This window comes from Agromyces aerolatus (assembly GCF_031432255.1).
Lineage (GTDB): Bacteria > Actinomycetota > Actinomycetes > Actinomycetales > Microbacteriaceae > Agromyces.
The window spans coordinates 607,746-623,487 of sequence record NZ_JAVKGQ010000001.1; the positions used below are offsets into that span (position 1 = coordinate 607,746).

Genomic DNA, 15,742 nt, shown 5'->3' on the forward strand with positions numbered 1-15,742 from the left:
AGTTTTGGAAAGCCGGAGGGCCGGCCGCCCGACGGCGACCGGCCCCTGCCCTGCGTTCGTGCGCGACTACGCTGCGGCGCCGTCCTCGGCGGGCACGCCCGTCTCGGGGTTCTGCGGCGCGTCGGCGTTCACGCCGGCGGCGTAGGCCTGACGGAGCGCGTCGCCCAGCGAGGCATCCACATTCGTCCAGTACTGGAAGAAGCGCTCGCGGATCGCCCCCACACTGATCGCCGAAGCCTGCCCGGCGAGCGTCTGCTGCAGTCGCGCCTTCGACTCGTCCGAGTACACCTCGCGGTAGAGCGTGCCGGCCTGGCCGAAGTCGGAGTCCTCGGCGTGCAGGGTCGCGGCGCTCCGCACGAGCTCGCCGTCGGACTCCCAGCTGCCCTCGCCCGCGGCGACCGCGTCGGCGACCGGTCCGCCGAACGAGTTCGGCGCGTACACCGGCGTCGACGGCGGGTTGTATCCGTGCCGCTGCGCGCCGTCCTGCGAGTAGTTGTGCACGGGCGCCGCGTGCGGCGCGTTCACGGGCAGCTGGTTGTAGTTCGTGCCGACCCGGTAGCGCTGCGCGTCGGGGTAGCTGAACACGCGGGCCATGAGCATCTTGTCGGGGCTGATGCCGATGCCGGGCACGGTGTTCGCGGGCGAGAACGCGGCCTGCTCGATCTCCGCGAAGAAGTTCTGCGGGTTGCGGTCGAGCGTGAGCGTGCCGACGGGCACGAGCGGGTAGTCGCCGTGCGGCCACACCTTCGTGAGGTCGAACGGGTTGAAGCGGTACGTCTTGGCGTCCTCGTACGGCATGATCTGCACGAACAGGTCCCACTTCGGGAAGTCGCCGCGCTCGATCGCCTCGTGCAGGTCGCGCCGGTAGAAGTCGGCGTCGGCGCCCGCGATGGCCTCGGCGGTCTCGGCATCGAGGTGCAGGTCGCCCTGCTGGCTCTTGAAGTGGTACTTCACCCAGAACCGCTCGCCCGCGGCGTTGATCCACTGGTACGTGTGCGAGCCGTATCCCTGCATCTCGCGCCACGACTTCGGCAGCCCGCGGTCGCCCATGAGGTAGGTGACCTGATGCGCCGACTCGGGCGAGAGCGTCCAGAAGTCCCACTGCATGTCGGCGTCGCGGAGGCCCGAGCCGGGCAGGCGCTTCTGCGAGTGGATGAAGTCGGGGAACTTGATCCCGTCGCGGATGAAGAACACGGGCGTGTTGTTGCCGACGATGTCGTAGTTACCCTCGCTCGTGTAGAACTTCAGCGAGAAGCCGCGCACGTCGCGCCACGTGTCGGGCGAGCCCTGCTCACCCGCGACCGACGAGAACCGCAGCAGCGTCTCGGACTCGGCGCCCTGCTGGAACACCGCGGCGCGCGTGTACGCCGACACGTCGTGCGTGACCTCGAACCGGCCGAACGCGCCGCCGCCCTTCGCGTGCACGATGCGCTCGGGGATGCGCTCGCGGTTGAACTGCGCGAGCTTCTCGACGAGGTAGCGGTCGTGCAGCGCGGTGGCGCCGTCGGTGCCGCTGGTGAGCGAGTGCGCGTCGCTCGCGACGGGCGTGCCCGTCTGGGTGGTGGTGGGCGGGGTCGTGGGATTCGACATGTCGTCCTGTTCTTCTCGAGGGGTGGCGCGCCCGTCTCCGGGCGCGACGAACAGCGCCCTGGCCGGGCGCCGGTGAACGGATGCCTCGGGCTAGCCTCGCGGCTCGCCCGCGGCCGTCCGCTGACAGTCGCCGCAGAGGCCCCAGAAGGTGACCTCGGCGGTGTGAATCTGGAAGCCGTCGGTGTTCGACGGCGTGAGGCACGGCGCTTCACCGACGACGCACTCGACGTCGACGACCCGGTGACAGCTCGTGCACGCGAGGTGGTGGTGGTTGTCGCCGATGCGGCTCTCGTAGAGCGCGGGCGAGCCGGCGGGCTCGATCTTGCGGAGCAGCCCGGCGGCGGCGAGCGCACCGAGCACACCGTAGACGGCCTGCAGCGAGGTCGTCGGCAGGTCCGCGCGCACGCGCTCGAACACCGATTCGGCGTCGAGGTGCTCGCCGCGACCCGACAGCGCCTCGAACACCGCGACGCGCGACGCCGTGACTTTGAGCCCGGCGGCGCGCAGGCGCGCGGCGGCGCCGTGCGCCTCGAGCTCGGCCGTGGCATCCGTGGTCATGTCATCGACCGTAGCAGTTGTCTTGAATCATTCAAAACAACTGACGATTCGTCGGGCTCGTGCGGTGATCTCAGAGGACGGCATGCCCCCAGGTGATGTACTTGGAGAAGAACCCGTGCTCCTGGAAGTGTTGCACCACCCCTCCGCGGCCGCTCCAAGCGAACGTCACTCCAGAGCGATATCCGCCCTCGAAGACGCGCCGCCCGGTGTGCATATCGGTCGCGTTCTCGAGTTCCCGCCCCATGTTCCGTCTGGCACGCTCGAGCGCCTTCGAATAGCCTGCGATGTCGCCCAATTGCTTTTTCCACGCCTCCACGTGCGACATGGCATTGAGCCTGCGCCCCGTCGATGCCGCGAGATTGGCTACTTCGATCGTCTCGTCGACCGCGCGGAAAGTCGCAGCGAATTCGCGCAGATCGTGGGTCAGCGCATTCTCGATCGAGGTGAGCTCGTCAGCGTGTCCGGCGGCGGTCCACGTCTTCCCATCATCGCTCTGTTGTTTTGCCGCTCTGATCGCCCGGGCATTCAGGCCGAGCCGGAATCTATGCTCATCCAGGCGCACTCCGAGCTTGCGGAATTCGCCGACCACGCTCTCCACGATGCGCTTCTCTCGTCGATCGATCGTCCGAGCGCCTCGCTCGCTCGCGCCCTTCGCCATGAGCTTGTTGATGGCGACGCGGCCGACGGCACGGGTGAAGACGGCGGCGAACATGGTGCTGCCGCCGAGAGCGGCGCTGGAGGCGCCCAGCGCGAAGGCGGCGTCCTCATCCATGAACTTTGGCCCGAAATCGTGGACGCCGGTCAACACGCTCGCCACGACGTCGAAACTGGCGACGACGACCACCGCGCCGAGCGCGACCTTGGATCCGATCATCCCCGCCAGAGCGGAGGTGGTCGCCGCGGTCGCGACGGCGGTCGAATAGGCGCTGATCGCACCCCCGAGCCCGGTGAACGCGGCAGCGACACCCACCATCGCGAGCACGAAGTTCGCCCAGGTGGGCAGCGCCGGAAACCGGCCACTGGGATCGGCGAGGGTGATCGGGTTGAGGTCGGCATAGTGGTACGTGTTGAAGCGAGGTTCAGGATCGACGGTGGTCATCCGCATGGTGACCGGGTCGTACGTGCGCGCTTGGAGGTGCTGGGTGCCGGCGGCGTCCGTGTACTCCCCCGCGTACTGGAACGGATTCCGGTGCGCGTCGCCGGCAGGCCGGGCCGCGTCGGCGTCGGCATGCGGCGACTCGGCCGCGACCCCGTAGTCGGTGTAGTCGTAGCTGGTCGTGAGGCGCGCGTCGGCATCGGTCAGCTCGGTGACGTTGCCGTGGTGGTCGAGCTCGTAGTACGCGGTGGTCGCCGCGGTGCCGAGTGTGCGGGCGTGGCGGCCAGCACCCATGAGGTACGCCGCGGTCACGGATTCGTCGGCTCCGCCGGTCACGTGCGTGTCGTTCATCAGCGACGCGTCATCCCAGTGGAACGTGGTCGTCGCACCGGTGCCCGGTTCGGTGCGCGTGGCGCGCTGCCCCGACGCCCAGTACGCGGTGTCGACGGCGCCGCCCGTGGCGGCGGTCACGCTCACCGGCTGGTTCATCGCGTTGTACGCGTAGGTCGTCCCGTCGAGCGCGCGCATCAGCCGGCCCAGCTCATCGAACTCGAACGACTCGGAGGTGTCGTGTCGACCCCCGGCCGCGTCGAGATGGGTCACGGTCGCCCCGGTCGGCTGGGCGTATTGTGGCGACAGCGGCGCATCGCCCTCCGGCTCCGGATAGTCGTAGGCCTGCCGCTGGACCAGCCTGGAACCCGAACGAGTCGTAACCTCGACCTCGCGCCCCCGCAGCAGATGGTTTCCATCGAACTCGGAGACCACCGTGCTCGCCCCATCGGTGAGCGCGGTCGCATACCGGTCGTCGTTCGCCGCCGCCGAGGGCGCGACGAGGCCGGCGACCGCCGGCCAGCCCGAGGCCAGCCCGCCCTGGACCGTCCAGCGCCGGGCCGACAGCTCAGTTCCCGTGGCGACCTCGAGCACCCGCACCCGGTCGACGGCGACCCGGCCATCGGCCAGGCTCTGCCAGCTCACCTCGGTCGCGGCACCCGACACCCCGGCCAGCCGCCCCACGAGCCCGGCAGGGCTGTAGCCGACCTGCAGGCGACCACCCGTGGCATCCACCACCGCGGCCACGCGGCCGTCGCCGAGCTCGATCACGCCGGTGACGCGACGAGCCGGACCGACCGAGCTCGTGACCTGCACCCTCGCCGGATCCGCCCAGTCGAGCGTCGTCACCACGCCGTTCACGCCCATGGTGCGCACGAGCCGATGGCCGGGCTCCCACTCCCAGTCGGTGCGATTGCCGTTCGCATCCATGCGCACCAGCGGGTCGCCGGCCGCGGAGAACCACGTGCGCACGCCACCCAGCTCGACCAGCTCGAACGTCGCCTCCACGGCCGGCCTGAGGCCGTCGGCTCTCACCGGGATCGTCGCCGGCTCCTGGCGGAACACGACATCGCGCAGCAGGTAGCCGTCCAGTCCGCTCGGCGCCGTCGAGTTCGCGGGGTACGACCCACCCGACGACGGCGACACCCGCACGCCGCCCTCGGTCTCGACGTGCGCGACGCCCGCGATCGACCAGCCCGCACCGAGGCCGGACCGGTCGACGCCCGCCGCTCGGGAATCCCACCCGATCGACGCCCCGGCCACCGGCAGCGTGAACGAGAACGCACCCGTCTGCGGGTCGACCAGCCCCTCGACGTCGTCGCCCAGCGCGAAGCCGCCGAGCACGGCCGGCTCGATGGTCTCGCCCGCGCTGGCCCAGGACGGCGCGACCATGCCGGTCGTGATGACGGCGCCGCACACCACGGCGCCGACCACGGCGAGCATCGTGCGGACGCCGAGCAGGCGGGGGGCGAGCGGGGACGGCGGTGTCGGCTGTCGCATAGCATTGCAGTATACAGTTGCGGAGGCGGCGCGGTAGGTCTCGATACGCGTGCTCCTCCGTCGCTCGCTACTCGACCAACGGGTGGGCGCGAGCCCGTCGCTCGCTACTCGACCAACGGGCGGGCGCAACCCGTGGCGCGTCAGAAGCGGAAGAGGCTGTACGTCTCGAGCTCGCCGCCGAGGGCGGCGCGGCCACCGAGCGCTTCGAGCTCGATCGCGACGGAGATGCCGGCGACCTTCCAGCCCGCACGGGTGACCAGCCGCGCAGCGGCGCCGACCGTGCCGCCGGTCGCGAGCACGTCGTCCACGATCAGCACGCGCGTGCCGGGCGGCAGCTCGTCGCGGTGCACCTCGAGCGCCGCGGCGCCGTACTCCAGGGCGTACTCCTCGGTGAGCACCGCGCGCGGCAGCTTGCCGGCCTTGCGCACGGGGAGCACCCCAGCACCGCACAGCGCCGATGCGGCGCCCGCGAGCAGGAACCCTCGCGCCTCGACGCCGGCGAGCACGTCGAACCGGCCCGCGAACGGCGCGGTCAGCGCTTCGGCGAGCGCGTGGAACGCGGGCCCGTCGGCGAACACCGGCGTGAGGTCGCGGAACACGATGCCCGGCTCGGGGAAGTCGGGGATGGTCGCGATGCGGGGCTCGACGATCGCTCGGGCTTCGGACTCATGCACCGCCCAAGGCTAACGCCCCCGCCCTCCCGCCCCACCCGCATACCCCCTCAACCCACGAACGGGGTCCACACCGCAGGCCGCAGGCCCCAGACCGCAGGCCCCGCGTCGCAGGGCGTCGGCCGCGCACTCGGCTCGCCCGCAGGTCGGCACGTCATGATGGAATCACCCCCGTTTCCGCCTGCCCCGTCTGGAGCATCCGTGTCACCGAAGCGTCTGTTCCGCACCCTCGCGATCGCCGAGGCGATCACCTGGACCCTGCTCATCACGGGCATGATCCTCAAGTACGGTGCCGGCATCGACATCGCCGTGACGATCGGCGGCGGAATCCACGGGTTCGTCTTCCTGGCCTACGCGTTCACGGTGCTGCTCGTGGGCGTCAACCAGCGCTGGAGCGTGGGCCTCATCGCGCTCGGCGTGGTGACCGCGATCGTGCCGTACGCCACCATCCCGTTCGAGATCGTCCTCGCCCGGCGCGGTCGCCTCGAGGGCGGCTGGCGCCACGAGGCATCCGATCACGCGTCCGACGGAAATCTCGTGAACCGGATGCTCCGCTGGTTCCTCGCCCGCCCGGTGCTGCTGACCGTGGTCGCGGCCGTCGGCGTCGCCGCGGTGTTCACCGCGCTGCTCGTGATCGGCCCGCCCGGCGGCGCCAAGGCGTAGTCGGCGCTGCCGCGAGCGGCGAGAATGGGACGCATGCCCATCCTGAACAAGGACATGTCGGTGTGCATCTCGCTCGCCGGCCGCCCGTCGAACCTCGGCACGCGCTTCCACAACTTCCTGTACGACGAGCTCGGCCTGAACTTCGTCTACAAGGCGTTCACGACCGACGACATCGAGGGTGCGATCCGCGGCGTGCGGGCGTTGGGCATCCGCGGATGCTCCGTGTCGATGCCGTTCAAAGAGGCGGTCATCCCGCTCGTCGATGTGATCGAGGAGTCGGCGCGCGCGATCGAGTCGGTGAACACGATCGTGAACGACGACGGCGTGCTGACCGCGTCGAACACCGACTACGAGGCGATCGCGCTGCTCATCGACGAGCACCGGCTCGACCCCGCGCAGCGGGTGCTCGTGCGCGGTTCGGGCGGAATGGCGAAAGCGACGGTCGCGGCGTTCCGCGGCGCGGGGTTCAGCAAGGTGACGGTGGTCGCCCGCAACGCCGAGCTCGGCCCGGCGATCGCCGGCCAGTACGGGTACGAGTGGACCGCGACCGACCCCGAGCCCGGCACGGCCGACCTCATCGTGAACGTGACCCCGCTCGGCATGGCCGGCGCCGACGCCGACGCGCTCTCGTTCTCACGTGCGCACGTCGACGCCGCGCAGGCCGTGTTCGACGTCGTGGCGTTCCCCGCCGAGACGCCGTTGATCCGCGCTGCGCGCGACGCGGGCAAGACCGTCATCACGGGCGCCGAGGTGCACGCCCTGCAGGCCGCGAAGCAGTTCGAGCGCTACACGGGCGTCGCGATCACCCGTGAGCAGGTGCGGCGCGCGGCGGCGTTCTCACGCGAGTAAGTCGCTGGTCGAGTAGCGAGCGAGGCACGAGCACGCGTATCGAGACCCGGTGATCCAGTCCTGAGATCGGGTCACGGGGCCTCGATACGCTTCTCGCTACTCGACCAGCGAAGACGTCAGCGCGCGGCTTTCAGCTCGCGGCCGTGCACCGTGAGCGCGTAGATCACGAGGATGTCGAGCGTGAGCACGATGAGCGACCACCACGGCTGCACGGGGAGCAGGGCGAGCTGGCCGATCGCGTTCAGCACGACGAGGATGATCGCCACGACGCGCGCCCAGGTGGCGCCCGTGATCAGCGCGGCGCCGACCAGGATGAGCAGCACGCCCAGGATCAGGTGCCACCAGCCCCAGCCGGACGTGTCGAACAGGATGAGCCCGCCCTCGGCCGTGACGAAGTAGGCGCTGTTCGGCATGAGGATCGCGACCAGTCCGTAGATCGCGTCGAAGACGCCCGCGACCATGATGACGATGGCGGCGAACCATCCCCATCCGACCCAGCCCGTCGTCTTCTCGGTGTCCGCTGTCGTCATCTGAACCCCTTTGTTCGAGCATCCCTCACGGAATGCGGATATCCGCATCATCCACCCAGCGAACATCCAGGGTCAAGCACCGTCGCCGCGGGTCTCGAGACGCGAGCTCGTCCCCCGCGCGCTCCTCGGCCAGCGAACACCACCACCACGCGCGGGTAGACTGGGCCGGTCAGGCACCCGCCCCGCGGCATCCGCTCGCCGCCGTTCTCTGGAGCTCGCCACCTGTGACCGCTGAAGCCGCACCCACCGCTGCGCCCACGAAGCCCGTGCTCGACACCGTCGAGGTCGCCGCGGCCACTCCCGAGAAGGAGCAGCCGTACGCGGCGCTCGGGCTGAAGCCCGACGAGTACGAGCGCATCCGCAACATCCTCGGCCGACGCCCCACGAGCGCCGAGCTCGCCATGTACTCGGTGATGTGGAGCGAGCACTGCTCGTACAAGTCGTCGAAGATCTACCTGCGCCAGTTCGGCAAGAAGGTCACGCCCGAGATGCAGCAGCACCTCATGGTCGGCATGGGCGAGAACGCGGGTGTGCTCGACATCGGCGAGGGCTGGGCCGTCACGTTCAAGATCGAGTCGCACAACCACCCGAGCTACATCGAGCCGTTCCAGGGCGCCGCGACCGGCGTCGGCGGCATCGTGCGCGACATCATCTCGATGGGCGCCCGCCCGGTCGCGGTCATGGACGCACTGCGCTTCGGTGCGATCGACCACCCCGACACCGCGCGCGTCGTGCACGGCGTCGTGAGCGGCATCAGCTTCTACGGCAACTGCCTCGGCCTGCCGAACATCGGCGGCGAGACCTGGTTCGACCCGGTGTACCAGGCGAACCCGCTCGTGAACGCGCTCGCGGTCGGCGTGCTGCGGCACGAGGATCTGCACCTCGCGAACGCGAAGGGCGCGGGCAACAAGGTCGTGCTGTTCGGCGCGCGCACGGGCGGCGACGGCATCGGCGGCGCGTCGATCCTCGCGTCGGACACGTTCGCCGAGGGCGGCCCGACCAAGCGTCCGGCGGTGCAGGTCGGCGACCCGTTCGCCGAGAAGGTGCTCATCGAGTGCTGCCTCGAGCTGTTCGCGGGCGACCTCGTCGAGGGCATCCAAGACCTGGGTGCGGCCGGCATCTCGTGCGCGACGAGCGAGCTCGCCTCCAACGGCGACGGCGGCATGGCGATCGTGCTCGACGACGTGCTGCTGCGCGACCCGACGCTCACGCCCGAAGAGATCCTGATGTCGGAGAGCCAGGAGCGCATGATGGCCATCGTGGAACCTTCGAAGCTCGAGGGCTTCATGAAGGTCGTCGAGAAGTGGGACGTCGAGACGAGCGTGCTCGGCGAGGTCACCGACACGGGCCGGCTCAGCATCATGTGGCACGGCGAGGAGATCGTGAACGTCGACCCGCGCACGGTCGCGGTCGACGGCCCCGTCTACGAGCGCCCCGTCGCCTACCCGAGCTGGATCGACGCCGTGCAGGCCGACTCAGCCGCGGGCCTCGCGCGCCCGCAGACCGGCGACGAGCTGCGCGACCAGTTCCTGCGCCTCATCGGCTCCCCCAACCAGGCGGATGCCTCGTGGATCACGAACCAGTACGACAAGTACGTGCTCGGCAACACCGCGCTCAGCTACCCCGACGATGCGGGCATGGTGCGCGTCGACGAGGCATCCGGTCTGGGCGTCTCGGTCGCGACCGACGCGAACGGCCGCTACTCGTACCTCGACCCGCGCCAGGGCGCGAAGCTCGCGCTCGCCGAGGCGTACCGCAACGTCGCCGCGACCGGCGCCGTGCCCATGGGCGTCTCCGACTGCCTCAACTTCGGCTCACCTGAGAACCCCGAGGTCATGTGGCAGTTCAGCGAGACCGTCGAGGGCTTGAGCGACGGATGTCTCGAGCTGGGCATTCCCGTCACGGGCGGCAATGTGAGCTTCTACAACCAGACCGGCGACGTGCCGATCCACCCGACCCCCGTGATCGCCGTGCTCGGCGTGATCGACGACGTCGCGCGCCGCATCCCGAGCGGCTGGCAGGACGACGGGCACAACATCTACCTGCTGGGCGACACCGCGGCCGAGCTCGACGGGTCGGCGTGGGCCGGCGTCGTGCACGGGCACCTCGGCGGGCGGCCGCCGGCCGTCGACCTGGGTCGCGAGAAGGCGCTCGCGGAGCTGCTGAACGCGGCCGCGATCGAGGGTCTCGTCGACTCGGCGCACGACCTCTCCGACGGCGGCCTCGCGGTCGCGCTGGCCGAGGCGGTCGGTCGCTTCGGCGTGGGTGCGCGCGTGTTCCTCGGCGAGGTGACCGAGGATGCCGGGCTGGATGTGGCGACGGCGCTGTTCTCGGAGTCGACCGGGCGCGTCATCGTGACCGTGCCGCGCGAAGACGACGTGCGCTTCCGCGGCCTGTGCGAGGGGCGCGGCTACTCGGTGCGCCGCATCGGCGTGACGGATGCCTCGTCGCAGGCGCTCGAGGTGCAGGATGCGTTCACCGTGTCGATCGACGAGCTGCGCAAGGTGAACCGCGCGCCGTTGCAGGACGCGTTCGGCCCGGTCGTCGGGTACTGATCGGGGCTCTCGAGCGTCGCTTCGCGCTCGGGTTCGAGAACGCCGGATATTTTCTGCGCGAAGCGCGCTACAGGTATTGCGGTGTATCGGCTTCGGGGTGTAAGCCATCATCGACGCCGTGGTCCAGGGGTGGGTGCGTTAGCTGAATTACCGACGCCGCAAAGGAGCCCCTCATGTGGAAGACCGCACCCCATCAGCCGGTTACGCCGTCGCGACCGACGGCGCATGACGATCCACCGCGCCGGCCGCGCTGGAGGCGCGCCGCCGTCGCCATCGGCCTCGCCGCGGCACTCGTCGGCGCCGGCACCGCCCCCGTGTTCGCTGCCCCCGGGACCCAGGGCGTCATCGAGTGGGGTGCCGCCAACCGGCCGCTGCCGGTTCCCGCCGAGGCGGGATCGAACGTCACCGCCGTGGCGGCCAGCAAGTCCAATCCGCCGCATGCCTTGGCCCTGCGCGCCGACGGCTCGGTGATCGGCTGGGGCAACAACGGCAGCGGCCAGGCGACGCCGCCGCCCGCGGCCCAGTCCGGCGTCATCGCCATCGCGGCAGGTTCCAGCCATTCACTCGCGCTGAAGTCCGACGGATCGGTGATCGGCTGGGGCTCGAACGGGCAAGGCGAGACGACGATCCCGCCGGCCGCACAGTCGGGAGTGGTCGACATCGCTGCGGGCTCCCTCGTCTCACTCGCCGCGAAGGCGGATGGAACCGTGGTGGCCTGGGGTGCTTCGACCCAGGTCACCGCGCCGAGCGGTGGCTTCCCGACGGGAGTGACCGCGGTCGAGGTGGCCTTCGGCTGGGCCGTGGCGCTGAAGTCCGACGGCACGGTCGTCAGCTGGGGCTCGCCCGGCTCGCCGACTCCCCCGCCCGGGCTGTCCGGCGTGGTCGCGATCTCGGCCGGGCTCGACCACGCGCTCGCGCTGAAGTCCGACGGATCCGTGGTCGGCTGGGGCAACAACTTCGCGAATCAGGTCCCCCCGCCACCTGCGGCGAGCTCGGGCGTCATCGCCGTGGCCGCCGGAGTGTCGCACTCACTGGCCCTGAAGTCCGACGGCTCGGTCATCGGCTGGGGCAACAGTGTCGCGGCGACGCCGATCCCCGAGGCCGGCAGCGGCGTGGTCGCGATCGCGGCCGGGTCCGACACCTCCCTGGCGGTGAAGGATCTCGGCGCCGCCCCCACGATCGCCGGAACGCCGCCGGCGGGCGCGGTCGGCGAGCCGTACTCGTTCGCGTACACCGTCACGGGGGTTCCCGCCGCGACGACCACCGTGACGAGCGGATCGCTTCCGCCCGGGGTGACGCTGTCCGCCGATGGGGTACTTTCCGGGGCGCCGACCGCCTCCGGCGAGTACGCGTTCGAGGTGACCGCGTCGAACGGGGTCAGCCCGGATGCCGTCATCGCGTCGACGATCACCGTGCAGCAAGCGCCGACGATCTCGGGCACGCCGCCGAACGGCGCGGTCGGGACCGCGTACTCGTTCGCGTACTCCGTGACCGGGGTTCCGGCGCCGACCGTGACGCTGCAGGCGGGCGCGCCGCTCCCACCGGGACTGTCGCTCTCGCCCGAGGGGGTGATCTCGGGCACGCCGACCACGGTGGGTACGTACTCCTTCGCCGTGGAGGCCTCGAACGGGGTCGACCCGACCGCGCTGCTCGGGTCGACCATCACCGTGAACGAGGGTCCGGCGATCTCCGGGACGCCGCCGGCGGGCATCGTCGGCAGCGGGTACTCGTTCACGTACACCGTGACCGGGACCCCGACGCCGACCGTGTCGTTGGCCTCCGGCACGCTGCCGCCCGGACTGACGCTCTCGTCTGCCGGGGTGCTCTCGGGGACGCCGACCACGGCCGGGACGTTCACCTTCACGGTGGGCGCGTCGAACGGTGTGGGGTCGGACGCGACGGTGACGTCGACGGTCACGATCCAGGCGGCGTCCAAGCCGAAGGCGGATGTCTCGGTGGCGATCACGGGTCCCAGCACGGCGAAGAAGGGCACGCCCGTCTCCTACGTGGTGACGGTGCGCAACGCCGGCCCGCAGCAGGCGGTGAACGTGCACTCCACCCTCCTGGTGTCGTCGGACTTCACCATCCAGACGATCCCGTCGGGCGCGACCAAGGTCGGTCAGCTCGTGATCTTCCCGACCGCGAGCTTCGCCACCAACCAGCAACGCCAGTACTCGGTCACGCTGCTGCCGAAGGCGAACTCCGGCACCGCGCACCTGGCGGCGGCGACCGCGTCACTGGTCACCGGTGACCCCAAACTCACCAACAACGCCGCGGCGCTGTCGGTGAAACTCACCAAGTAGCCCACCCCGGGCCGGTAGCGGGATCCTCCTCGGAGCGATCCCGCTTCCGGGTGCCCCGACCGTGCCAGACTCGTCTCGAGCACGCACTCGCGGATGGAGGCAGGTCGATGGCTGATGGGCGGCAGGCGTACTCCGACGGGTACGCGGCCTCGCACGGGCGGTTCGCGCTCATTCCGGCGGCGTACGTGTTCCTGTTCGACGGCTCCGCGGGCGACGGTGACGAGCGCGTGCTGTTGCAGCGTCGCGCCAACACCGGGTACTACGACGGGTGGTGGGCGGCGTCGGCCGCGGGGCACGTCGAACCCGGTGAGTCGGTGTTCGCGTGTGCGGCACGCGAGGCGGCCGAGGAGATCGGCGTCGAGCTGTCGGAGTCGGCGCTGCAGCCGCTGACCGCCATGCACCGCACGACCGTCGGCGGCGGCCCGATCGAACAGCGCGTCGACGTGTTCTTCGCGTGCCTCTCGTGGGCCGGCGAGCCCGCGCTCCGCGAGCGGAAGGCCGACGCCCTCGAGTGGTTCGCGCTCGACGCGCTGCCCGACGAGATCGTGCACCACGAACGCTTCGTGCTCGAGGGCCACCGCGACGGCACCCTCCTACCCGTCACCGCCTTCGGCTTCTGAACGGCGCTCCCCTCTGATCCTCCATCGAGAAGTCGCAGATGGCGGGTCCGCGGCGAAAGCACCCGCCATCCGCGACCGTTCGGAAGGATCTGGGGTCACTGACGGGTGCGGCGGACGGCTTCCCAGAGGGCGGACCAGTCGGCCGGGGTGAGGCGGGCGGGGAGGGCGTCGGCCGGGATGCCTCGGCGGGCGAGCCAGGTCTTGGCGTTCGGCAGCGGATGCGGCGCGCGGGACAGGACCTGCGCGAGGCCGCGACCGCGACCGCTGAACAGCGCGGCGACGTACGCCTGGTAGGCCCGACGGTCGCGGTCGGGCACGAGTGGCTCGGCGCGGCGGCGGATCGTGAAGAGTCCGCCGTCGACCGACGGTGCCGGCCGGAACGCGCGAGCCGGTACACGCCGGTCGAGCGCGAACTCGAACCACGGCGCCCATTGCACCGTGAGCTGACTCGTGCCGCCGACGCCGCACCGGCGCCTGGCGACCTCCCACTGGGTGAGCAGGATCGCGTCGGTCCACGCGGGTTCGGCGAGGACGCGTCGCAGGACGGCGGTCGTGACGTGGAACGGCACATTGCTCGCGATCACGTGCGGCGTCCCGGGGAAGCGCCAGGACAGCGCATCCGCGGTGACGACACGCACCGGCGACGGCGCGTTCGGCGAACCGGGCGGAGCATGTTCGCGCTGCGTCGAGCGGCGGTCGGCGCCGCTCCGAGGCATCCGCCCAGGGTCGTGCGCCGGGGCCGAGTGACCCGCCGGGCCAGCGCGGTGCGAGCCGCCGTCGCGGCGGTCGGCGCCGCCGCCGCCGCCGAGCTCACGCCGGAGCGCGTCGGCGCGTCGGGGATCGAGCTCGACGGCCGTGAGCGGACGGCCCAACCGGGCGAGCGGCCGGGTCAGCGCACCGCCGCCCGCGCCGAGCTCGACGATCGGGCCATCGGTAGCGCCGACGAGCTCGGTGACGCGATCGATGACGCGGCGGTCGACGAGGAAGTTCTGACCGAGCTCATGCCGGCCGCCCACGGGTGGCGAGACGGGACCGCGCGGCCGGTGCGGGCTCGATGGGTGACGTGAGAGATCTGAGGATCGATGGGTGTGCAACTGCTGCTCCGCTGGCGAGAAGACCTGCAGCCGGGCACGCCGAACGCGCACCGGCCATGGACAGGTGGCCGAGGCGAAGAGTCGCGAAAGAAGGGCCGGACGCTCCGCCTCAGGCGGTGCGGGGCCGAATGATCATCGCGGAGAAGTCAACTGACACGGTTCGAGAGCCTAGCAAGGCACGCCGACCCGTCACAATCTGCGGGTGCGGAGCGCGCAACACCCGCAAATTGTGACGGATTCGAGCGGATGCCTCGGTCAGGCACCCTGCGGCGGGTGGGCGAGCAGGTCGGCGCGCTCGGCGAGGTATCGGTCGAGGGGGACGAGGGCGTTCGCCTGAGTCGGGCTCCAGCGGACCTGCACCACGCCGTCGCGCAGCTGCACGTCGGCGTCGGGGTCGGTGAGCGCGCCATCGGCGAGCGCGGCGGGGTCCAGGGCGACCGGGCGCGCGTCGAACACCACGGTCTCGCCCTCGGCGATGCCGCCCTTCACGGCGGCCGCCCGATAGGCGCGATGCTCGGCGACGGCGTTGGCCGTGATCGACCGACGCGCCGGACGTTCGGCGCGGACGACCCGGCCCGCCTCGTACACGCGCCCGGCGTCGTCGAGCACCAGCACACCGAGCCGCCACACACGCCCGACGGGGCGCAGCCGCGCCGGCCGCGGGAAGCCCAGGACCCTCCGCGCGGGCTCGTAGTCGGCCAGCACCTCGGTGCGCGCGCCGGCGGCCGCGAGCGTCGCGACCGCGTCGGTCACCGCCCGCCGTGCGACGGCGAGCGCGAGCGCCGCGGCCTCGCCACCCGAGCCATCCGGCCAACCCGAGGCATCCGGCCCACCCGACGCATCCGCGCCACCCGAGGCATCCGGCCCACCCGACGCCTCCGCGCCCCCCGAGCCATCCGGCCCGCCCGAGGCATCCGGCCCGCTCATCGCGACCGCTCGATGAGGTCGAGCAGCCCGAGGCCGTAGGCCTCGGCGGGGTCGGGATGCTCGAACCGGCGCCGCTCACCGGCGAGCTCGAGCTCGACCTCGAACGCGTCGTCGAGGCGCCGCAGCGCCTGGAACGTGTTCCGGAGCAGGTCCCGCAACTGGTCCTCGCGCGGCAGCCAGACGGCGTCGCCGAGACTCAGCGAGTCGAGCGCCCACTCGGTCGTCCCATTGAACCCGAGGATCGTCGCCCCCGACGGCGTGCGGTGCGACTCGATGGTCATCTCGCTCACCGTGAAGACCTGGGACTCGAACTCGTGCTCGGTCTGATCGGGCAGGTCGAGCTGGAAGCGATCACCCGAGGTCGGATGCCATTCGAGGCCCGCGCGTTTCAACGCGACGGCGAGTTCCCGGCTGATCATGGTTCCAACGTACGCGCATCGAATCGGCAGACCGATC

At 71.1% G+C, this 15,742-nt stretch carries 13 protein-coding genes; 5 read left to right on the top strand and 8 right to left on the bottom strand.

Annotated elements, in window-relative coordinates; translation table 11 throughout:
- Positions 1-66: 66 nt before the first annotated feature.
- From RH864_RS02775 to RH864_RS02790, 4 genes are all read right to left on the bottom strand, one after another.
- A complete protein-coding gene (locus RH864_RS02775) occupies positions 67-1,590 on the bottom strand; it encodes a catalase (RefSeq protein WP_310515970.1) in 1,524 nt (507 codons plus the stop codon).
- A 90-nt stretch (positions 1,591-1,680) separates the two neighbouring features.
- Positions 1,681-2,148, bottom strand: a complete 468-nt coding sequence (locus RH864_RS02780; RefSeq protein WP_310515971.1) for a Fur family transcriptional regulator — start codon at positions 2,146-2,148, stop codon at positions 1,681-1,683.
- Positions 2,149-2,218: 70 nt separating this feature from the next.
- Complete coding sequence (locus RH864_RS02785; protein WP_310515972.1) at positions 2,219-5,074, bottom strand: RHS repeat domain-containing protein; 2,856 nt, start codon at positions 5,072-5,074, stop codon at positions 2,219-2,221.
- Positions 5,075-5,214: 140 nt separating this feature from the next.
- On the bottom strand, positions 5,215-5,748 hold the full coding sequence (locus RH864_RS02790) for an adenine phosphoribosyltransferase (protein ID WP_310515973.1): 534 nt from the start codon (positions 5,746-5,748) through the stop codon (positions 5,215-5,217).
- Between the two features lie 198 nt (positions 5,749-5,946).
- Here RH864_RS02790 and RH864_RS02795 point away from each other — a divergent pair, with 198 nt between their 5' ends.
- Positions 5,947-6,408, top strand: coding sequence for a DUF3817 domain-containing protein (locus RH864_RS02795; protein ID WP_310515974.1), 462 nt, complete (start codon positions 5,947-5,949; stop codon positions 6,406-6,408).
- Positions 6,409-6,441: 33 nt separating this feature from the next.
- Positions 6,442-7,257, top strand: coding sequence for a shikimate 5-dehydrogenase (locus tag RH864_RS02800; RefSeq protein WP_310515975.1), 816 nt, complete (start codon positions 6,442-6,444; stop codon positions 7,255-7,257).
- 116 nt (positions 7,258-7,373) lie between these two features.
- Here RH864_RS02800 and RH864_RS02805 read toward each other — a convergent pair whose 3' ends face one another.
- The gene (locus RH864_RS02805) at positions 7,374-7,787 is read right to left on the bottom strand and encodes a DUF7144 family membrane protein (protein ID WP_310515976.1); all 414 of its coding nucleotides are present in this window, start codon (positions 7,785-7,787) and stop codon (positions 7,374-7,376) included.
- 224 nt (positions 7,788-8,011) lie between these two features.
- Here RH864_RS02805 and purL point away from each other — a divergent pair, with 224 nt between their 5' ends.
- The 3 genes from purL (at position 8,012) to RH864_RS02820 (ending at position 13,265) form a co-directional block, all read left to right on the top strand.
- The gene (gene purL / locus RH864_RS02810; RefSeq protein ID WP_310515977.1) at positions 8,012-10,342 is read left to right on the top strand and encodes a phosphoribosylformylglycinamidine synthase subunit PurL; all 2,331 of its coding nucleotides are present in this window, start codon (positions 8,012-8,014) and stop codon (positions 10,340-10,342) included.
- A gap of 173 nt (positions 10,343-10,515) precedes the next feature.
- Positions 10,516-12,645, top strand: coding sequence for a putative Ig domain-containing protein (locus tag RH864_RS02815; protein ID WP_310515978.1), 2,130 nt, complete (start codon positions 10,516-10,518; stop codon positions 12,643-12,645).
- Between the two features lie 107 nt (positions 12,646-12,752).
- Complete coding sequence (locus tag RH864_RS02820; protein WP_310515979.1) at positions 12,753-13,265, top strand: NUDIX domain-containing protein; 513 nt, start codon at positions 12,753-12,755, stop codon at positions 13,263-13,265.
- 95 nt (positions 13,266-13,360) lie between these two features.
- On the opposite strand, the gene RH864_RS02825 is transcribed toward RH864_RS02820, so the two are convergent.
- The 3 genes from RH864_RS02825 to RH864_RS02840 form a co-directional block, all read right to left on the bottom strand.
- Positions 13,361-14,281, bottom strand: a complete 921-nt coding sequence (locus RH864_RS02825; protein WP_396129936.1) for a ribosomal RNA small subunit methyltransferase A — start codon at positions 14,279-14,281, stop codon at positions 13,361-13,363.
- A 333-nt stretch (positions 14,282-14,614) separates the two neighbouring features.
- Entirely contained in the window at positions 14,615-15,286 is a 672-nt protein-coding gene (locus RH864_RS02835; protein ID WP_310515980.1) for a hypothetical protein, read from the bottom strand.
- A complete protein-coding gene (locus tag RH864_RS02840) occupies positions 15,283-15,705 on the bottom strand; it encodes a pilus assembly protein CpaE (protein WP_310515981.1) in 423 nt (140 codons plus the stop codon). The genes RH864_RS02835 and RH864_RS02840 overlap by 4 nt, the downstream gene beginning before the upstream one ends.
- Between the last annotated feature and the right edge of the window lie 37 nt (positions 15,706-15,742).